Below are 19,415 nucleotides of genomic sequence, written 5' to 3'. Positions count from 1 at the left end.
GATGGATGTTGGGCCCCTCCGGTGCCGGGCTGGGGGCACGGGTTGCGGCGGACGGTCGTCATGCGTCGGCGTCCAGGTCGCGGCCGGCCAGCTCGGTCAGGGCGGCACGGCGCGCGCTCGGCGTCAGGCCGGCCAGGGAACGGGCCCCGTGCTCGGTGACGACCCAGTCGATGTCGGCGCGCAGGACGCTGACCGGGCCGTCGAGCCGCGCGACGATGCGCGCCGCCGGCAGCGTCACCACGGCGGACCCGCCCGCGGCAGCGGCTGCGCGCAGGAAGTCGCCCTGTCCGCCGATGGCGCCGATCTGGCGTCCGCCGGCCGATTCGTTCCCCGCGTTGCCGTCGCGGTCGAGCTGCAGCGCCGAGTTGATCGTCGCCAGGCGGCCCGCCGCAGCGATCCGTGCCGGTGCGTGGGTCTCGCTGGTCGCGCGGAAGACGATGTCCGTGCGGCCGTCGAGCGCGTCCAGCAGGGCCGTCGTCCCGAGCGCTGCGCCGGTGACGGTGAGGCCGCGGTCGGGCCGCGGCTTGCGCGCGTTCGTGATGACGCCCGCCCCGATCAGCGCCAGGACGCCGTCGGTGATCATCCCGCCGTGCAGGCCGAGGTCCCGGTGACCGCCGAGCGCGCGCAGGATCGCCTCGGGGAGCGTGCCGACGCCGAGCTGGAGGGTGTCGCCGTCGCGCACGAGCGCTGCCACGTGCTGCGCGATCGCCGCCTCGACCTCGCCCGGCTCCCCCGCCCGCCCGGTCGCCAGCTCACGCCGCGTGTGGACGACGGCGTCGAGGTCCGCGTACGCGATCGACGCGCCCGCGGTCCGCGGACAGCGTTCGTTCACCTCCGCGATCACCGCCCGGGCGTGCGGCAGCGCGTCGACCAGGTACTCGGCCGCCGGGCCGAAGCTGCAGCGGCCGCCTGAGTCGGGCGGCGAGACCTGGAGCAGGACGACATCGCCGGGAAGCCGGCCCGCGGCGAACAGCGCCGGCAGCGCGGAGTAGTTGCACGGGACGACCTCCAGGCCCGGCACCTTGCCGGTGCGCCCGAGGCCGCCGTAGGACACGACGCGCACACCTGCTTCCGCAACCCGCGCGAAGACGTCGGTGTAGCTCATCCCCGCGAACACGCTGAGCCCGCCGTCCCCGACCCCGGGGATCGCGGCGAGCGCCGCGATGAGCGCCGTCGGCTCCGCGCAGCACTGCGCCGCGACCACCCCGTCCCCGGCGCTGACCCACTCGGAGAGGTCGGGTGCGTCCGGGTCCAGGATGGCGGGCATGCGGCCGGCTCAGACCCGCTGGATGATCGTGCCGACGCCCTGGCCGCCGCCGCAGCACATGGTCGTCAGGCCGAGCTCCCCGCCGGTCCGCTCGAGCTCGTTCAGGATCGTCGCGAACATCCGCGCGCCCGTGACGCCGACCGGATGGCCGATCGCCATCGCACCGCCGTTGACGTTCACGCGGTCCATGTCCGGCCCGAGCTCCTTCGCCCACGCGAGCACGACGGACGCGAACGCCTCGTTGCACTCGAACAGGTCGATGTCGCCGATCTGCAGCCCGGTGCGAGCCAGGAGCTTCTGCGTCGCCGGGATCGGGCCGGTGAGCATCAGCACCGGGTCGACGCCGACCGTGACGTGGTCGATGACCCGCGCCCGGATCCGCAGGCCGAGCCGCTCGGCGGTGGCCCGCGACGCGAGCAGCACCGCGGCCGCGCCGTCGGAGATCTGGGACGACGTCCCGGCGGTGACGCGCCCGCCCTCGGGCCGGAACGGCGTCTTCAGGCCGGCGAGCGTCTCGAGCGACGTCCCGGGGCGCATGCCCTGGTCGGTGTCGACGACGCCGTGCGGCGTAGTCAGCGGGACGATCTCGTCCTTGAAGCGGCCTTCCTCCGTGGCGCGGATGGCGCGCTCGTGCGAGGTCACCGCGAGCTGGTCCATCTCCGTGCGGGAGATGTCCCACTTCAGCGCGATCTCCTCCGCGCTCCAGCCCTGGCCCTTGACGTCGTAGAGGTCGGTGAGCTTGGACGTCCACGCGGGGCCGTAGAGCTTCTCGGTCTCGACGACCGACGGCATCGGGACGTGCTGCATGTGCTCGACGCCACTGGCGATCACGAGCTCGTGGGTGCCGGACGCGATCATCGCGGTGCCGTAGGCGACGGCGGACTGGGCCGAGCCGCAGCGGCGGTCGATCTGGATGCCGGGGACGGACGGCGGGTAGCCCGCCTGCAGCCAGGCGTTGCGCGCGATGTTGCGCGACTGCTCGCCGAACGGGGCGGTGCAGCCGGCGATGACGTCGTCGACCTCAGCGGGGTCCAGCGAGCTGCGGTCGATCAGCCCGACCAGGCAGGTCTCCAGCAGGTCGGCGGCGTGGGTGTCGCGGAACGCGCCCTTCTCGGGGTGCGAGCGGCCGATGGCGGTGCGGACCGCGTCGACGATGACGACCTCGCGGGAGGCGTCCAGCAGGGGTGAGTGGATCTCGCGGGACATGACTCAGATCACCGTCCCGCCGTCGACGGCCAGGACCTGACCGGTCATGTACGCCGCGTCGTCGGAGGCCAGGAACGCGAACGTCCCGGCGACCTCCGCGGGCTCGGCAAAGCGGCCGAGCGGGATCCGGGCGAGCGTGAGCTTGGCGAGCTTCTCGTCCGTGCGGACCTTCTCGGTCATCGCGGTCGCCGCCAGGGGCGCCACCGCGTTCGCCGTGATGCTCTTGCGCGCCAGCTCCTTCGCGCAGGACTTCGTGAAGCCGATGATGCCCGCCTTCGCCGCCGCGTAGTTGGCCTGGCCGATCGTGCCGGACTGCCCGGCCGCGCTCGTCGTGGTGATGATGCGGCCCGTGCCGTCGTCCGGCAGGTACTGCAGCGCGGTGCGCACGGTGCGATAGGTGCCGCCGAGGTGGACGTCGACGACCGAGGCGAACGTCTCCTCATCCAGGTTCTTCAGCATCGCCGGGCGCGAGTTGCCCGCGATGCAGACGACGATGTTGATCGTGCCGGTCAGCGCGGCCGCGGCTTCGACAGCGGCCGTGACGTCGTCCGGGGACGCGACGTCGCAGGCGACCCCGACGGCGTCGTGCGGCAGCGTCGCCGCGACCGCCTGCGCGGCATCGCCGTCGCGGTCGGCGAGCACCACGCGCACGCCCTCCTCGGCGAGGCGGCGCGCGACGGCCTCCCCCACGCCGGCGCCGGCGCCGGTCACCAGCGCGATCCGCCCGTCAAGTCCACGCATGGCTTCAGTAGCTCCTCGGAAGGCCGAGCACGTGCTCGGCCATGTAGTTCAGGACCATCTCCTGCGGCAGCGGCGCCAGCTTCAGCAGACGCGCCTCCTTGTAGTACCGCTCCACGTGGTACTCCCGTGCGTAGCCGAAGCCGCCGTGCGTCTGGATCGCCCGGTCGCACGCCTCCGTCGCGGCCTCGCTGCACAGGAACTTCGCGGCGTTCGCCTCCTGGCCCGCGTTGATCCCCTGGTCGTACTTCCACGACGCCTTCCTGAGGATCAGCTCCGCCGCGTCCAACCGCATCCGGGAGTCGGCCAGCGGGAACGCGATGCCCTGGTTCTTGCCGATCGGCCGGCCGAACACCACGCGCTCGTTCGCGTAGGCGACGGCCTTCTTCAGCGCGACGCGTCCCAGGCCCAGCGCTTCGGCGGCGATCAGGATCCGCTCCGGGTTCAGGCCGTCCAGCAGGTACTTGAACCCCTGGCCCTCGTCACCCACCCGGTCCTCCACGGGGATCTTCAGGTCGTCGATGTACAGCTCGTTGGAGTCGACCGCCTCACGGCCCATCTTCGGGATCGGCCGGATCTCGATGTTCGGCGACTTCACGTCGGTCAGGAACAGCGTCATGCCGTCCGTCTTCTTCTGGCAGTCCTCGACCTTCGTCGTCCGCGTCAGCAACAGGACCTTGTCGCTGTTGAGCGCCTTGGAGATCCACACCTTGCGGCCGTTGACCGTGTACTCGTCCCCGGCCTCGTTCAGCTTCGCGAACGTCTTCGTCGCGGTCGTGTCCAGGCCCGCGTCCGGCTCGGTGATCCCGAAGCACACGTGCATCTCACCCGAGACGATCTGCGGCAGCAGGCGCGCCTTCATCTCCGGCGACCCGTGCTTGATCACCGGATGCATCCCGAAGATCATCCCGTGCAGGCTGCTCGCCGCGTTCATCCCGCCGCCCGACGCGCTGATCTCCTCGAGCATGATCGACGCCTCGGTGATGCCCAGGCCGGTGCCGCCGTGCTCCTCCGGGACGCAGATCCCGAGCCAGCCGTCACGGGCGAACGCGTCGTAGAACTCCCGCGGGAACTCGTGGTTCGTGTCCTTGTGCAGCCAGTACTCGTCGTCGAACTGCGCCGCCAGCGCGGCGACGGCCTCGCGGATCGACTGCTGGTCTTCGGTCAAGGTGAAATCCACGGCTTGCTCCTCCTGATGGAACGATCGTTACCGGGGCGACACCCTGCCCGGCATCCGCTAGGGTAACGATCGTTATACACCACCGCACGCCACGTCGTGCGACCGGGAGGACGGGTCATGGATTTCCGCGACAGCGAAGAAGACGCGCAGTACCGCAGCGAGCTGCGGGCGTGGCTCGAGGCGGCCGTCGCCGAGCTCGGACCCGAGCCGGCGACGATCGCCGAGCGGCTGCCCTTCTGGCAGCCGTGGCAGCGGAAGCTGAACGACGCCGGCTACGCCGGGCTCTCGTGGCCGAAGGCCTACGGGGGCGGCGAGGCGACGCTCGTCCAGCAGGCGATCTTCGCCCAGGAGTACGACCGGGCCGGCGCGCCCGACCGGCTCAACGTCCTCGGTGAAGGCCTGGCCGGGCCGACGATCATCGACTTCGGCACCGAGCAGCAGAAGGAGCGCTTCCTGCCGGCGATCCTGCGCGGCGACGAGGTCTGGTGCCAGCTGTTCTCCGAGCCGGCGGCCGGATCGGACCTCGCGGCGCTCGAGGCGCGCGCCGTGCGCGACGAGGCCGGCGGCGGTTGGCGGGTCACCGGGCAGAAGGTCTGGACCAGCCGGGCCCAGGTCTCGTCGTGGGGCATCATGCTCGCGCGGACCGGCGGTGCCCCGCGTCACGGTGGCATCACGTACTTCCTGCTGCCGATGGACTCCGAGGGCGTGAACATCGTCCCGCTGAAGCACATGCTCGGGGAGGCGGAGTTCAACGAGGTCTTCCTCGACGACGTCTTCATCCCCGACGAGCTCGTGGTCGGTGAGGTCGACGGCGGCTGGAAGATCGCGATGGCGACGCTGGGCTACGAGCGCGTGGTCCTGGCGACCGGCCGCGTCAACATGCAGCGCCTCCTCAGCGACCTCATCGACGAGGTCCGTGCCGCGGGCACCGGCGCGGACCCCGCCGTGCGGCGGACGATCGCCGACCTGCACGCGCGGACGAGCATCTACCGCCTCAACGGGCTGCGCGCGCTGGACGGGATGATGGCCGGGACACCCGGGCCGGCGTCGTCGCTCGGCAAGCTGATGTCGGCACCGCTGCTGGAGGACATGGCCGACTTCGCGGTCGCGCAGCACGGCCTGGCGGGCCAGCTCGAGCCGGACGACGACGACAGTCCGGCCGCGCGCTGGCTCCGGCTGGCCTACCAGGCACGGGGCACGTCGATCGCCGGCGGGACGACGTTCATCCAGCGCAACATCGTAGCCGAGCGGGTCCTCAAGCTCCCGCGCAAGTAGCGGCGCGGTCGGCGTCCGCCTCCGCGGCGGATCGCGGGGGTCCGTCCCGCCGGATCCTCCGAGCGTGGGCGCCACGCGGGTATCGTCGCTGCGATGCGAGCCGTCGTCCTGGAGCAGTTCGGCGGACCCGAGGTCCTGGCCTGCCGCGAGCATCCCGACCCGGAGCCTCGCGACGGCTGGGTCGTGGTCGACCTGAAGGCGTGCGCGCTGAACTGGCACGACTGCCTGGTCCGCCGCGGGCAGTACCCCGGGGTGTCCTTCCCGCACGTGATCGGCTCCGACGGAGCGGGCACGCGCAGCGACACTGGGGAGGCCGTCGTGATCCTGCCGTCCCTCGGGTGGGGGGACGACGAGCGCGCGCCGGGACCCGGCTGGGAGATCCTGGGCGACGTCACGCCCGGCACCTACGCCGAGCGTGTCGCTGTCCCGGTCGACTGCGTGTTCCCCGCGCCCGCGGGCTGGTCGTTCACCGACGCCGCTGCGCTGCCCCTGGCCGGCCTCACCGCCCACCGGGCGCTGTTCGCCCGCGGCGGCCTGCAGTCCGGCGAGACCGTGCTGATCCTGGGCGCCGGCGGCGGCGTGGCGTCGGTGGCGATCAGCCTGGCCCATGCCGCCGGGGCGCGCGTCCTCGTGACGACGTCGAGCGAGGAGAAGCTCGAGCTCGCCTGCGCACTCGGCGCGGACGGTGGCGCGTTCTACGGCGATGCCGGCTGGCCGGACGCCATCCGCGAGCTGACCGGCGGGCGCGGCGCCGACCTCACGTTCGACTCCGTGGGCAGCTGGCACGACCCGCTGACCGCGACGGCGGCGGGCGGCCGCCTGGTGACCTTCGGCGCGACGCAGGCCGCTGCGACCGAGGTCGACGTGCGGCGGCTGTACTTCGCCCAGCAATCGATCCTCGGCACGACCATGGGCAGCCCGCGGGACTTCGCCGCCCTGCTCGAGCTCGTCGGCCGCATGCCCGGCTGGCGGCCGCTCGTCGACCGCATCCTGCCGCTGGACGCAGCGGCCGAGGCCCACCGCGTCATGGAGGAGCGGCGCCACAGCGGCAAGATCGTCCTGCACCTTTGACGGGCGGCGGAGCGGCGGCGCGCCATCCGGACGGCGACGCGCCAGGGCCCGCGCGCGCCTCCCCCCAACGGGGGTGTGGTCTCCCCCGGACGCCCGGTACGAGATAGACCGGCGCTGGGGAAAGCTCGTAGACAGATGCAGGCGTCGTCGCCGACCCGGCGGGATGCCGAACGAGGAGAGTCCCGATGCTGACGTTGCTGTTCTTCGCCGCGATCGCCGGCGCGCTGACCGCGGTCACGCCGTGTGTCCTGCCCGTGCTGCCGGGTTTGCTGTCGGCGTCCGGCACCGGCGGACGGCGGCGGCCGACCGGGGTCGTGATCGGCCTCGTGACGACGCACTTCCTGACGATCGTCGCGCTGGCCACGGTGGTCGAGGGCGTCGGCCTGGCCGACGGCGCGACCAGGACGCTGGCGATCCTCGTTCTGGCCGGCGTCGGCCTCTCCCTGCTGTGGCCCCCGGCGATGCACTGGATCGAGGCACGACTGGCGCCACTGACCCGGCTCGGTCCGCGGAACGCCGGCGACGGCTTCGGGTCCGGGCTCCTGGTCGGCGGCGCGCTGGGCTTCGTCTACGCGCCGTGCGCGGGCCCGATCCTGGCGGCCGTGATCTCGGTCAGCGCGACCCAGGGCGCCACGGGCCGGACGATCGCGGTGGCGGCGGCCTACTCGATCGGCTCCGCCGCGGCGCTGTTCGCCGTCGCGAAGGGCGGCCGGAAGCTCCTGGCCGGCCGCGCGGCGGAGCTGCAGCGCGCGAGCGGCGCCATCCTGCTGGCCACGGCCGTCCTGATGGCGGCCGACCTCGACACGCGCTTCCAGACCGCGCTCGCGAACGACTTCCCGTCCTTCCTGTCGAACCCGACGAAGGGCATCGAGAACTCGGACTCCGTCCAGGCCGGGCTGGAGAAGGTCCGCGGCAAGGCGAAGTTCGAGGCGCGACAGGAGGAGGCGCAAGCCGGCGTCACGGGGAGCGGCACCTCGCCGGGCACCGGTGAGGCGGCGGGCGGCGGGCGGCCGGCGAACCTCAGCGACGAGCAGGCGGCCGCCGTCCCGGCCAAGCTTCCCGTCCTCGGCACCGCACCGGAGCTCAAGGAGACCGGCCAGTGGTTCAACGGGCAGCCGACGACCCTGAAGCGCCTGCGCGGCCGGGTCGTCCTGATCGACTTCTGGACCTACAGCTGCATCAACTGCATCCGTACGTTCCCTGCCCTGCGGACACTCGACGAGCGCTACCGCGACAAGGGCCTGACCATCGTCGGGGTCCACACGCCGGAGTTCGGGTTCGAGAAGGACGCCGGCAACGTCGCCGACGCCATCAAGCAGAACAAGCTGCGCTACCCGGTCGTCCAGGACAACGAGTACGGCACCTGGGACGCGTTCGGCAACAACGCGTGGCCCGGGAAGTACCTCATCGACGCCGAGGGCAAGGTGCGCTACACGCACCTCGGCGAGGGCGACGACGCCAAGACCGAAGCGGCGGTGCGGTCCCTCCTGAAGGAGGCCGGCGCCAGCGGGGTCGACGGTCGCGCGCCCGCCCCGGCGCAGGTGGAGACGATCGCCGAGGGCGTCAGCACCGAAGAGACCTACCTCGGGACCGAGCGGGCGCGCGGCTTCGCCGAGGAGCCCGTCGACGGTGAGCACGATTACACGGCGCCCGCGACGGTCCCGACGGACGGCTTCGCGCTCGGCGGCCGCTGGAAGGCCGGGCCGGAGTCGGCGCTCGCGCTGCGCGACGCCGTGGTCAAGACGCGGTTCAACGCGCGCAAGGTCTACCTCGTCCTCGCGTCCAAGGGCGACGCCCCGCGCAAGGTCCAGGTGCTGCTCGACGGCGAGCCGATCGCCGCGTCGCTCGCGGGCGAGGACGTCAAGGGCGGCGCGGCCACGGTGACGGGGCAGCGGCTCTACCGCCTGGTCGACGTCGGCTCGGTCAGCGAGCACGACCTCGAGCTGCGCCTGGCGCCGGGCGTCCGGGCCTTCGCGTTCACGTTCGGCTGACGGTTCCGCCGCCGGTCAGGCGCTGACGGCGCTGGCCAGGCGGGGTCTCGATGTGCCACCACACGCCACCGGCGCACGTGGTGGCACATCGAGTGCTGCAGGGAGACGCGCTCAGGCGCCGCGGAACGGCGAGAAGTCGGGCGCGCGCTTCTCGTTGAACGCGGTGACGCCCTCCTTCGCCTCCGGCGTCTGCGTGAACAGCTCCAGGTGCGAGAACGCGAGCTGCCCGGTGCCGGCGAAGTGCTCGGTGTCCATGTTCATCGACTGCTTGAGGACCTTCATGGCCGTCGGCGAGTGGTTCAGCATCTGGTCGGCCCAGGCGCGGACCTCGGTCATGAGCTCCGCCTGGGGGACGACCTTGTTGACGAGCCCCATGTCGGCCGCCTCCTCCGCGGTGTACTGGCGCAGCATCAGCCAGATCTCGCGGGCCTTCTTCTCGCCGACCACGCGGGCGAGGTAGCCGGTGCCGAAGCCGGCGTCGAACGAGCCGACCTTCGGGCCGACCTGACCGAACTTCGCGGTGTCGGCTGCGATCGTCAGGTCGCACAGGACGTGCAGGACGTGGCCGCCGCCGATGGCGAAGCCGTTCACCGCGGCGATCGTCGGCTTCGGGCAGTCCCGGATGACGCGATGCAGCGAGTCGATCTCGAAGAGGCCGGTCTCGGACGGCCCGTAGTCGCCGGTCTCGGCGCGCTGCTTCTGGTCGCCGCCGGTCGAGAAGGCGCGGTCGCCGGCACCCGTGAGGCACACGACGCCGACCTCGCCGCTGGCCCAGGCGTTCTTGAACGCCGCAATCAGCTCGTCGACCGTCCGCGCCCGGAACGAGTTGAAGCGCTCCGGGCGGTTGATGGTGATGGTCGCGAGGCCGTTGTCGATCTCGTAGGCGATGTCGGTCAGGTTGTCGAGGATGCTCATGAGGTCTCTCCCTTATCCAGCCATGGTCAGGCCGCCGCTCACCGAGAGCGTCTGGCCGGTGATGAAGCCCGCTTCCTCGCGGGCGAAGAAGGCGACGGCGGCCGCGACCTCGTCGGGCTTGCCGAGGCGCTTCATCGCGACGCCCGAGGTCATCGCGGCGATGACCTTGTCGGCATCCGGCGCGGCGGCGACGACGCCCTGCAGCATCGGGGTGTCGGTCGGGCCGGGGCAGACGACGTTCGCGGTGACGCCCTTGCGGGCCGCCTCGCGGGCGATGGTCTTGGTGAACGCGATGACCCCGGCCTTGGCGCCGGCGTACACGGCCTCCATCGAGGAGCCGACGCGGCCGGCATCGGAGCCGATGTTCACGATCCGGCCGTAGCCGTTCTGGATCATGTTCGGCAGGACGCCGTGCGTCGTGCGGAGCACGCCCTTGTAGTTGATCTCGATGACCTTGTCCCACAGGGCCTCGTCGCTCTTGACGAACGGCATCAGGTCGTCCCAGCCGGCGCAGTTGACGAGGATCTCGATCTGGCCGAGCTGGCCGACGACCTGGGCCAGGCCGGCGGTGACCGCGTCGCTGTCGGCGACGTTCATATCCACTGCGATCGTGCTGCCACCGATGTCGCTCGCGGCCTGCTCGGCGGCGTCGATCGAGAGGTCGGCGATCGCGACCTCGTTGCCGTCCGCCGCGAGGCGCTGTGCGATGGCCAGGCCGATGCCGCTCGCGCCGCCGGTGACGAGGGCGACGCGGGGCTGGGGATTCGTGCTCATGACACGCGACGCTACCAGGTTCGGAACGATCGTTACCCCCCAGCGTGGAACGATCGTTATGGTTGCGGGCATGGATCTGTCCTACACCGACGAGCAGCAGTTCCTCCGCGAGGCCGTCCGGGGCACGCTGGACCGCGAGGCGTCGCTGGCCATGGTCCGCGAGTGGGTGCTCGAGGGCGACGTGGACCTCGCGCCCGCGCAGGAGCTGGCGGTGCGCTCCGGCTGGACCGGCATCGGCATCGACGAGGAGCGCGGCGGACAGGGCGGCGGGCTGCTCGAGCTGACCGTCCTGGCCGAGGAGCTCGGCCGTGCCGGGGTCCCCGCCGATCCGCTGTACGCCACGCTGCTGGGCGCGGTGCTGCTCGGCTCCTCGACGAGCGACGACGCTGCGGCGCTGGTGGGGGCGGCCGCCGAAGGTGAGACGACCCTGGCCATCGTCGTCCCCGGCGACGCACCGCTGGACGCGGGCGCGACCGGCACGGGGCCGCACTCCCTGGTCTTCGGCGCCCCGCTGGCGCAGCAGCTGCTGCTGCCGACGGACGACAGCGTCGTCAGCTACGACGCGGCGGCCGCAGAGGTCGTCCCCCGTCTGATGGTCGACCGCACCCGCTGCCTGGGCGACGTGACAGTGCCGGACTCGGGCGGCACGACGTTCGCGGGCATAGGCGGCGCGGCGCTCAGCGACCTGGCGGCCTGGGGCGCCGTCGTGCTGGCGGCCGACGCGCTGGGTGCGTCGCAGCGCCTATTGGACCTGACGGTGGAGTACGTCGGCCAGCGCGTGCAGTTCGGCGTCGCGGTCGGCTCGTTCCAGGCGGTGAAGCACGCCGCCTCCGAGATGCTGGTGGCGATCGAGGGCACCCGCGCAGCCGTGCAGTACGCCGCGTGGGCCGTCGGGGAGAACGTCGAGGGCGCCCACACGGACGCCTGGGTCGCCAAGTCGCGGGCGGCGCGCGCGGCGAACCTGGTCGCGGACAAGGCGCTGTTCCTCCACGGGGCCGTGGGCTACACGTGGGAGCACGACATGCAGCTGCTGTTCAAGCGGGCGAAGTCCGACGCCGTGCTGCTGGGCGGCGCCGGCGTCTACGAGGACCGGATCGCGGACGCGCTGCAGCTGGTCTGAGCGCGCCGGCCCTCTGCGCTGCACGAACTGTTGTGGTTGTGGGTTGCGTCGACGCTGGGGCCTAGTGGTCGGGAGGTCGGCGGCGCTGACGCCGCGGGCCTCGTGGTCTCGGGCCGGTGGCGCTGACGCCGAAGACCGCCCCAGCGGTGGCGGCCTTGAGAACTGCGGGCTGAAGACGGCAGTGGGCGCTGGGAGGCTGCGGGGTCTCGGGTGCGGAGCGCGGGACGGGCGGCTGGCCAGCGGGACGAGTGGTGGATCGCACGGGTCCCAGCCCGGTGGACCGCCATTCACCGCGCCGGCCGGGACCAACGGCGGATCGCACGGGTCCGCGGAGGATCCGGCGGGGCACGCCCCCCAAACCCTCCGCGCATGCGGGGCACGGCCGGGCGGCCGTGCCCCCTCGGAGGATTCGGCGGGGCATACCCCCCAAACCCTCCACACCTCCCACGCCCAGCCGGGCTGTGCAGCTCCCGGACGTCCGCAACACGCCCCGCCCCCGCTCCCGCTCGCTGCCACCGGGGACCGCCCGCGGAACCGCACCCCGCACTGCCGCCAGTCCCGATCGCGCCGTCGTTAGAGGCCGTTTCGCGTTCCACGAAAATGCTCGCTTCGTTGCCGCAATCAGGACACTCCTCGCCCCGGAACGGACGGTGCCCTACGGGCGGGCCTTCGCCCAGCCCGTGAGCACGACCTCGTCGCTGCCCGAGCGGGTCGCCGACAGCTCGCAGACCTGGGTGCCGTCGTCCTCGACCGAGGTGACGCGGCCCGTGAGGTGCAGCACGTCGTCCGGCAGGACCTTCGCCTTGAAGCGCACGCCGTAGCCGGCCACGCGGTCGCGGCCGAGCCACTCCGCCACGGCCTCGCCCAGGATCGCCGCGGTCAGCTGGCCCATCGCGAAGACGGACTCCGATCCGGCGGCCACCGCGAACGGCTCGTCGTGGTGCATCGGGTTGAAGTCGCCCGCGGCGCCGGCGAAGCGGACGATCTGCGTCCGGGTGACAGGCGGGGTCAGGACGTCGAGGGCCGCGAGCGTCACGAGCCCACCGACCTGGGCGAACGAGCCCCCTGGGCGAGATCGCCCGACCGAAGGGCGAGCCCCCCGGGCGAGCCCTTCGGCGGGACCTGGATGACCGTGTCGCGCTGGGTGACGGCGACCTCGCCGTCCTCGCGCCGCAGCGTCGTGGTGAGGGTGAGGATCAGCATCCCGCTCGACTTGACGGCGACGTCGGTGACGACACGGTCGCCGGTCAGCCGGTCACCGATCCAGGCGGGTGCGCCGTACTCCCACTCGCTGCCGCCCACGACGACGCGACGGATGTCGAGCTGCAGCACGCGCACCATCGCGGCCTGGTCGCGCCAGTGCGCGGCGACGGCCGCGAAGGTCGGGGGCAGCACACCGGCCGCCAGCACCGCGTCCGGGTCGCCGCCGCTCGCGATCGCGAACTCGCGCAGCTTGCCCTCCTCGATCGGGAAGGACACGGAGTCGACGACGAAGCCGACGTCCGGCGTGGCGATGTCGGACGGAGCGGACATCGTCAGGCGTACGCGGCCGGCCGGCGGGCGATGAACGCCGCGATGCCCTCGGCGGCCTCACCGGACGCGAGCATCTCGACGACGAGCTCGCCCTCGAGCTGCATGCCGTCGGCCGGGACGCCGGAGACCGCGTCGACGCAGTCGATGATCGCCTTCATCGCGGTGACCGGGAACGCCGCGAGCGTCTCGGCGTAGGCGAGCGCCTCCGCCACCACGTCACCGTCGACCAGGCGGTCGACGAGGCCGATCTGCAAGGCCTCCTCCCCTGGGACGCTGCGCCCGCTGAGCATGATCTCCAGCGCGCGGCCGCGGCCGACCAGCAGCGGCAGGCGCTGCGTGCCGCCGGCGCCGGGGATCAGGCCGAGCTTGACCTCGGGCAGGCCGACCTTCGACGCCGCCGTCGCGAACCGCAGCGTGCACGCCATCGACAGCTCGAGGCCGCCGCCGAGCGCGAGCCCGTCGATCGCCGCGATCGTCGGCTTGCCGCAGCGGTTGATGCGCTCGACCGGGGCGCGGAGCGCGTCGCGGTAGCCCGCGAACGACTCCGGGTCCAGCGTCCCCATCTGCTTGATGTCGGCGCCGGCGGCGAAGATGCCGTCGATCGCGGAGCTGATTACGGCGACCTTGACCGTGTCGTCGCGCTCCAGCGTGTCGGCAACCGCAGTGAGCCCCTCGATGATCGGGGCCCCGAGCGCGTTGGCCGGGGGGCGGTCGAGGACCACGTGCAGCACGCGGCCGACGACCTCTTGCCGGACGACGGACTCAGACACGGCGGACACGGGTTCGGGGTGCGTTCATGATGCGCCCAACGCTAAGCGGTCGACCCCTTCGGAGCCTGACTCCAACGCGAGCACTTGGTCCCCCGGACGGGGCATTGCCCACGTTGGGGGGTGCGGTTCCCCCCGCAAGGGCAAGCGTTCCGGACGGTCGCGCACGTAGGTTCAGGGCATCCTCGCGACGGCCGTCCGCCGTCGCCGCCGACTGTTCCAAGGAGAGCCACATGACGAAGACGACCGCCGCCGTCCTGCGCGATACCGAGAGTCCCCTGTCCGTTGAGGAGATCGAGGTCGGCGCGCCGCAGGAGGGCGAGCTGCTCGTGAAGATCAGGGGCGTGGGCGTCTGCCACACCGACATCTCCGGCGCGCACGGGATGATCCCGCTGCCGCTGCCGACGGTCCTCGGTCATGAGGGCTCGGGCGTCGTGGAGGCGATTGGCGAGGGCGTCGAGGGCTTCGAGATCGGCGACCACGTCGCCATCTCCTTCGACCACTGCGGCGAGTGCGACGTGTGCACCTCCGGCCACCCCGCCTACTGCGAGGTCTTCGCCGCGCTTAACTACTTCGGCTCCCGCATGGACGGCACGACGACGCTGTCCAAGGGCGACGAGGAGATCGCCGGCAACTTCTTCGGGCAGTCGTCCTTCGCCGGGTACGCGATCTGCTCGAAGAACAACGCGGTGAAGGTCGACAAGGACCTACCGCTCGAGCTGCTCGGCCCGCTCGGCTGCGGCCTGCAGACCGGCGCCGGCAGCGTCATGAACACCCTTGCCGCGAAGGAGGGGCAGTCGATCGCGATCTTCGGCCTCGGCGGTGTCGGCCTCGGCGCCGTCATGGCGGCGAAGGCGGTCGGCTGCGACCCGATCCTCGCGTTCGACCTGAACAACGACCGCATCGAGCTTGCCAAGGAGCTCGGCGCCACGCACGGCTTCAACCCGTCCGAGCACAAGGACCTCATCTGGGATGCGATGCAGGTCGTCGCCCCGGGCGTGGACCTCTCGTTCGACTGCGTCGGCCACGGCCCGGTCATCCGCCAGGCGCTCGAGATGCTGCGGTCGCCCGGCCATTGCGCGTCCGTCGGGTTCCAGGGCCTCGAGAACGAGATCACGATCGACCAGGGGCACCTGCTCCTCGGCCGGACCTTCACCGGCGTGATCGAGGGCGACGCGGACCCCAAGACGTTCATCCCGAAGCTGATCCAGCTCTACCGCGACGGCAAGTTCCCGTTCGACAAGCTGATCAAGACCTACTCGATCGACCAGATCAACGAGGCATTCGCCGACTCCGAGGCCGGCAAGGTCATCAAGCCGGTCATCGTCTTCGACTGAGGCACTACTCGGCCCCGAGGATCGCCGCCGTCAGCCACAGGGCCTCGGCGGCGGTCGCCGGGGCCACGCCGGGGACGATCGTCGCGTAGAGGACGACCTCGAAGTCCTTCTTGTCGGCCCGGTAGCGGGACGTCTCCTCCAGGTCGCCGAACAGCACCGCGAGCGGCTTGGCGGCGTCCGCGACGACCAGCGTCGACTCCGGCAGCGGCCGGTCGATCGCTTCGCCGGGCCGCGACGTGGTGATGCCCAGCGGCCCGAGGACGTCGGCCGCGCGGATCGCGCCGATCGGGATCTCGGTCTCCACCGCGCCGATCGTCAGCGCGTCCGCGAGCAGGCCCCGCGAGCGGAACCGCCCGCGGGCCAGCCGCTTGCGGACGATCCACTCCAGCGGCGTGAAGTCCCGGTCGGGGTCCAGGCCGATCTGGCGGTAGAAGACGCGGTAGGCCGCGGTGACCGGGCGGGTCGGCAGCCCCGTGACGAACGTCCCGGTGAAGTAGCCCTCCAGGTCCGCCAGCCGCTTCTTGGCCTCGGCGGCGGCGGCGTGGTCCCCGACCCGGACCGGCAGGAACAGCAGGCCGAGGCCGGGGAACTCCTTCTCGACGTCGCTGCCGACCCACCCATCCTCCGTCGCGGCCTGGGGCACGCGCCTCAGCTCCCCGTGAACGTCGGCCGGCGCTTGGTCGCCGCCGCCGTGATCGCTTTCCAGGTGTCCGCCGTCTGCGTGGTCCGGTACATCGCCCGGGCCTCGAGCTCCATCTGGCCCTCGAGCGACTGCTCATAGCTGGAAAGCAGCAGGTTCTTGACTTCGCCGTATGACTTCGTGGGGCCGGCCGCCAGCTCGCGCGCCAGCGCCAGCGCCGTCTCCTCGAGGGCGTCGTCGTCCACCACCTCGCTGATGAGCCCGCGCTCGGCGGCGAGCTCGGCGGACCAGGTCTGGTTGCGCAGGTAGAACTCCGTCGCCCGGCGAACCCCGACCCGGCGCGGGACGGAGTGCGAGCCGCCGCCGTCGATCGCGAGGCCGACCCCCTGGTAGGCGGCGTAGAACTTCGCCGACCGTGCGGCGATGCAGAAGTCCGCGGCCGCGGACAGCGACACGCCACCACCGGCCGCCAGCGCGTGCACCGCGACGATCACCGGGGCGTCCATGCGGGCCATCCGGGAGACGCCCGCGTGGAGGGTCGTCGTCCCGGTCTTGATGAACCGCGCGAGCGCCGCCTGGTCCCGTCCGAGCGACTGCAGGTCGCCGCCGACGCTGAAGAACCGCCCGCTCGCGGTGATCAGCACGGCACGCACGGCGGGGTCCTCGTCGCAGGCGTTCATGATCGCGCTGAGCTCGTCGCAGAAGACCTGGTCGAACGGGTTGCCGCGAGCGTCCTGCGTCAGGCGCACGCGCGCGACGCCGTCGTCCTCGACGTGGAGGGAGAACGCCGTATAGGCAGGGGCGGTGCTCATCCTCGCCAGCCTAGTCCGGCCGCTGTCGCGGGCAGGTCCCCACATCGAGGGGTCGTCGTCATCCGGGCGGGTCAAAGCCCTTTCCAGGACGCGCCGCCCCCGCGTAGTGTCGGAGCATGAGCACGCAGCCGATCGCCGACGTCGACATCTCGTCCTTCTCGTTCTGGTCGGACACCACGTTCGACGAGCGCGAGAAGACGTTCGCCCACCTGCGCGCGACGGCGCCGGTGTCCTGGCACCCGCCGCTCGAGAGCAAGCTGCTCGAGCCCGAAGAGGGCGCGAAGGGCTTCTGGGGCATCAACACGGCGGACCTGATCCAGAAGGCGTCGCGCGACACGAAGCTCTTCAGCTCGGCGTCGGGGATCTTCATGGAGGACTTCCCGGACGTCGTCGTCCAGGGGTCGCTGTCGTTCATCGTGACCGACGCGCCGCGGCACAAGGAGCTGCGCGGGATCGTCTGGTCGGCGTTCACGCCCGGCCACATGCGCAAGCTCGAGAGCGACATCTACCGGCAGGCGAAGGAGCTCGTCGACGAGATCGCGCCGCTGGGCGAGGCCGACCTGGCGACCACGCTGTGCAAGCAGCTCCCGGGCCGGCTCTTCACGAACCTCTTCGGCGTCCCGGAGGGCGAGCTGCGCGAGGAGGTCATGGACTGCGCCGAGGACATGGCGTCCTGGAGCGACGAGGAGATGTGCCGCGGCAAGGAGCCGATCGAGCTCTTCGGCGACGCGTCCTTCCGCCTGAACGACATCGCGCTCGAGCTGATCGAGGAGCGGCGCAAGAAGCCGCAGGACGACCTGCTCACCTGGGTCTGCCAGGCCCAGACCGAAGACGGGATGCTCGAGGACTGGGAGGTCGGCTCGTTCTTCTCGCTGCTGTCCGCCGCGGCGAACGACACCACCCGTCACACGATGGCGCACACCATCTGGGCCTTCGACCAGTTCCCGGAGCAGAAGCAGCGGTGGCAGGCGACGCTCGAATCGCCCGAGGCCGGGGAGCGCCTCGCCGAGGAGGCCGTCCGCTGGGCCACGCCGCTGATGCACTTCCGCCGCCAGGTGACCCGCGACGTGGAGTGGGGCGGCGTCGAGATGAAGCAGGGCGACAAGGTCGCGCTCTGGTACTGCTCGGGCAACCGCGACGAGAACGCGTTCCCCGACCCGATGAAGTTCGACATCACGCGCGACCCCAACCGCCACGTCGGCTTCGGCGGCGGCGGCCCGCACTACTGCATGGGCGCGGCCCTGGCCCGTCTCACGCTGCGGTCGATCTTCAAGGAGGTCTACACGCGGATGCCGGACCTGCGCGTGATCGGGGAGCCCGACTTCCTCGACGCGAACGTCGTGCACGGCGTCAAGCGCCTGCCGGCGGAATGGACGCCTGAGCGCTGAGTCGTCACCCCCTCGGGCGCGATCGTTCCCCCCCGAGGGGGATTCGGGGTGGCACGGGCGCGGGTTAGCGTGCGCCCATGGCCACCTATTCGCCGCTGAACGTCGGGTCGTTCGAGTTCTGGGAGATGCCGTTCGTCGAGCGCGAGCGCGTCTTCGCGGAGCTCCGTGCCAACGACCCGGTCTCCTGGCAGGGTCCACCGGACTCGCTGCTGGTCGAGCCGGAGATGAACACCGACGGCTTCTGGGCGATCACGAAGTACGAGCACATCCGCGAGATCTCCCGCAAGCCGAAGATCTTCTCGAACTCCGAGGGCATCTTCCTCGAGGACCTGCCCGAGCCCGTCCGCGTCGGCGCCCTCTCGTTCATCGTGCAGGACGCGCCCGAGCACACCTACCTGCGCGGCGTCGTCTCCAACGCGTTCAGCCCGCGGCACATGAAGACCCTCGAGGAGTGGACGCGCGACCAGGTCATCGAGCTCATCGAGGGCATAAAGCCGAATGGCTCCGCGGACATCTGCGAGGAGTTCACCAAGCAGCTCCCGGGACGCATCTTCTGCTCGTTCTTCAACATCACCGACCCGGCGCACGTGCACAACACGATCCAGGGTGCGGAGGAGATCGTCTCCTGGAACGACCCGGAGCTCACCGCGCACGAAGAGCCGATCATGATCTTCGCGAACGCCGCCGAGAAGCTGCAGGACGTCGCGATGGAGCTCGCCGAGGACCGCCGCGTCAACCCGGGCGAGGACCTGATGACGTGGATCGTCCAGGCCGAGTTCGAGGGCCGCAAGATGGAGGACTGGGAGATCGGCGGCTTCTTCGTGCTGATGGCCGGCGCGGCGAACGACACCACGCGTCACGCGATGGCCCACGGCATGTTGGCGCTGCAGCAGAACCCCGAGCAGAAGGCGCTCCTGCTGTCCGACATCGAGAAGTACCTCGACGGTGCCGTCGAGGAGGTCCTGCGCTGGTCGTCCGTGATCCTGCACATGCGCCGCCAGGTCATGGAGGACTACGAGATCGGCGGCAAGACGCTGAAGGCCGGCGAGAAGCTCGCGCTGTTCTACTGCTCGGGCAACCGGGACGAGGACATCTTCGAGGACCCGATGACGTTCGACATCACCCGCACCCCGAACCGGCACATGACGTTCGGCGGTGGCGGCCCGCACTTCTGCCTCGGCTCGGTGCTCGGCAAGCAGATGCTCAAGCACGGCCTGCGCGAGGTCTACACCCGCCTGCCGGACATCGAGATCGGCGAGCCCGAGTTCCTCGCGTCGAGCTTCATGCACGGCGTCAAGCACCTGCCCGGCACGTGGACTCCCTAAAGGCGGACTAAGACCCCTTCCTTCCGGGGGACAGCGTTGTCCCCCGGGGGCGAGGCAGGCCGACGGTCAGCCGCCG

Annotated in this window: 18 protein-coding genes; 7 read left to right on the top strand and 11 right to left on the bottom strand. The window is 71.5% G+C overall.

Annotation, left to right across the window (positions count from 1 at the left end; all coding sequences use genetic code 11):
- Nucleotides 1-58: 58 nt before the first annotated feature.
- Genes DSM112329_RS04350 through DSM112329_RS04335 form a run of 4 tightly spaced genes read right to left on the bottom strand, consistent with a single transcriptional unit; the run spans nucleotide 59 to nucleotide 4,391 of the window.
- Nucleotides 59-1,267: an acetyl-CoA hydrolase/transferase C-terminal domain-containing protein gene (locus DSM112329_RS04350; protein ID WP_354700588.1), complete on the bottom strand. Its 1,209-nt coding sequence runs from the start codon at nucleotides 1,265-1,267 to the stop codon at nucleotides 59-61.
- Between the two features lie 9 nt (nucleotides 1,268-1,276).
- Nucleotides 1,277-2,473 (bottom strand): thiolase family protein, encoded by a 1,197-nt coding sequence (locus DSM112329_RS04345; protein WP_354700587.1) that lies wholly within the window; start codon nucleotides 2,471-2,473, stop codon nucleotides 1,277-1,279.
- Nucleotides 2,474-2,476: 3 nt separating this feature from the next.
- Nucleotides 2,477-3,214, bottom strand: coding sequence for an SDR family oxidoreductase (locus DSM112329_RS04340; protein WP_354700586.1), 738 nt, complete (start codon nucleotides 3,212-3,214; stop codon nucleotides 2,477-2,479).
- Nucleotides 3,215-3,218: 4 nt separating this feature from the next.
- Nucleotides 3,219-4,391 (bottom strand): acyl-CoA dehydrogenase family protein, encoded by a 1,173-nt coding sequence (locus tag DSM112329_RS04335; RefSeq protein ID WP_354700585.1) that lies wholly within the window; start codon nucleotides 4,389-4,391, stop codon nucleotides 3,219-3,221.
- Between the two features lie 117 nt (nucleotides 4,392-4,508).
- On the opposite strand from DSM112329_RS04335, the gene DSM112329_RS04330 reads away from it, so the two are divergent.
- From DSM112329_RS04330 to DSM112329_RS04320, 3 genes are all read left to right on the top strand, one after another.
- Complete coding sequence (locus DSM112329_RS04330) at nucleotides 4,509-5,666, top strand: acyl-CoA dehydrogenase family protein (RefSeq protein WP_354700584.1); 1,158 nt, start codon at nucleotides 4,509-4,511, stop codon at nucleotides 5,664-5,666.
- A gap of 93 nt (nucleotides 5,667-5,759) precedes the next feature.
- Nucleotides 5,760-6,737 carry a zinc-binding dehydrogenase gene (locus tag DSM112329_RS04325; protein WP_354700583.1) on the top strand — a complete coding sequence of 326 codons (978 nt, stop codon included), beginning with the start codon at nucleotides 5,760-5,762 and terminating at the stop codon, nucleotides 6,735-6,737.
- A 185-nt stretch (nucleotides 6,738-6,922) separates the two neighbouring features.
- On the top strand, nucleotides 6,923-8,728 hold the full coding sequence (locus tag DSM112329_RS04320) for a cytochrome c biogenesis protein DipZ (protein WP_354700582.1): 1,806 nt from the start codon (nucleotides 6,923-6,925) through the stop codon (nucleotides 8,726-8,728).
- Between the two features lie 111 nt (nucleotides 8,729-8,839).
- On the opposite strand, the gene DSM112329_RS04315 is transcribed toward DSM112329_RS04320, so the two are convergent.
- Nucleotides 8,840-9,643, bottom strand: a complete 804-nt coding sequence (locus tag DSM112329_RS04315; RefSeq protein ID WP_354700581.1) for an enoyl-CoA hydratase-related protein — start codon at nucleotides 9,641-9,643, stop codon at nucleotides 8,840-8,842.
- 12 nt (nucleotides 9,644-9,655) lie between these two features.
- Complete coding sequence (locus DSM112329_RS04310) at nucleotides 9,656-10,417, bottom strand: SDR family oxidoreductase (RefSeq protein WP_354700580.1); 762 nt, start codon at nucleotides 10,415-10,417, stop codon at nucleotides 9,656-9,658.
- 70 nt (nucleotides 10,418-10,487) lie between these two features.
- Between DSM112329_RS04310 and DSM112329_RS04305 the strand changes: the two genes are divergently transcribed.
- Nucleotides 10,488-11,537: an acyl-CoA dehydrogenase gene (locus DSM112329_RS04305; RefSeq protein WP_354700579.1), complete on the top strand. Its 1,050-nt coding sequence runs from the start codon at nucleotides 10,488-10,490 to the stop codon at nucleotides 11,535-11,537.
- A 655-nt stretch (nucleotides 11,538-12,192) separates the two neighbouring features.
- Here the strand turns inward: DSM112329_RS04305 and DSM112329_RS04300 are convergent.
- The 3 genes from DSM112329_RS04300 to DSM112329_RS04290 are packed head-to-tail and all read right to left on the bottom strand — an operon-like array spanning nucleotide 12,193 to nucleotide 13,840.
- Nucleotides 12,193-12,573, bottom strand: coding sequence for a MaoC/PaaZ C-terminal domain-containing protein (locus DSM112329_RS04300; protein ID WP_354700578.1), 381 nt, complete (start codon nucleotides 12,571-12,573; stop codon nucleotides 12,193-12,195).
- Entirely contained in the window at nucleotides 12,570-13,070 is a 501-nt protein-coding gene (locus DSM112329_RS04295; protein WP_354700577.1) for a MaoC family dehydratase N-terminal domain-containing protein, read from the bottom strand. Before DSM112329_RS04295 ends, DSM112329_RS04300 begins: the two co-directional genes overlap by 4 nt.
- Nucleotides 13,071-13,072: 2 nt before the next feature.
- Complete coding sequence (locus DSM112329_RS04290) at nucleotides 13,073-13,840, bottom strand: enoyl-CoA hydratase-related protein (protein WP_354700576.1); 768 nt, start codon at nucleotides 13,838-13,840, stop codon at nucleotides 13,073-13,075.
- A 230-nt stretch (nucleotides 13,841-14,070) separates the two neighbouring features.
- Here DSM112329_RS04290 and DSM112329_RS04285 point away from each other — a divergent pair, with 230 nt between their 5' ends.
- The gene (locus tag DSM112329_RS04285) at nucleotides 14,071-15,174 is read left to right on the top strand and encodes an NAD(P)-dependent alcohol dehydrogenase (protein WP_354700575.1); all 1,104 of its coding nucleotides are present in this window, start codon (nucleotides 14,071-14,073) and stop codon (nucleotides 15,172-15,174) included.
- A 4-nt stretch (nucleotides 15,175-15,178) separates the two neighbouring features.
- On the opposite strand, the gene DSM112329_RS04280 is transcribed toward DSM112329_RS04285, so the two are convergent.
- Together DSM112329_RS04280 and DSM112329_RS04275 are read right to left on the bottom strand one after the other, a co-directional pair.
- A complete protein-coding gene (locus DSM112329_RS04280) occupies nucleotides 15,179-15,817 on the bottom strand; it encodes a hypothetical protein (RefSeq protein ID WP_354700574.1) in 639 nt (212 codons plus the stop codon).
- A gap of 5 nt (nucleotides 15,818-15,822) precedes the next feature.
- Nucleotides 15,823-16,626, bottom strand: a complete 804-nt coding sequence (locus DSM112329_RS04275) for an enoyl-CoA hydratase/isomerase family protein (RefSeq protein WP_354700573.1) — start codon at nucleotides 16,624-16,626, stop codon at nucleotides 15,823-15,825.
- A 116-nt stretch (nucleotides 16,627-16,742) separates the two neighbouring features.
- On the opposite strand from DSM112329_RS04275, the gene DSM112329_RS04270 reads away from it, so the two are divergent.
- Together DSM112329_RS04270 and DSM112329_RS04265 are read left to right on the top strand one after the other, a co-directional pair.
- Nucleotides 16,743-18,014, top strand: a complete 1,272-nt coding sequence (locus tag DSM112329_RS04270) for a cytochrome P450 (RefSeq protein WP_354700572.1) — start codon at nucleotides 16,743-16,745, stop codon at nucleotides 18,012-18,014.
- A 77-nt stretch (nucleotides 18,015-18,091) separates the two neighbouring features.
- Nucleotides 18,092-19,339: a cytochrome P450 gene (locus tag DSM112329_RS04265; RefSeq protein ID WP_354700571.1), complete on the top strand. Its 1,248-nt coding sequence runs from the start codon at nucleotides 18,092-18,094 to the stop codon at nucleotides 19,337-19,339.
- Nucleotides 19,340-19,415: the final 76 nt, after the last annotated feature.

Source organism: Paraconexibacter sp. AEG42_29 (assembly GCF_040581415.1).
Taxonomy (GTDB): Bacteria; Actinomycetota; Thermoleophilia; order Solirubrobacterales; family Solirubrobacteraceae; genus Paraconexibacter.
The sequence above is the reverse complement of the archived record's forward strand: the minus strand, read 5'-3'. Positions and strand labels throughout refer to the sequence as shown.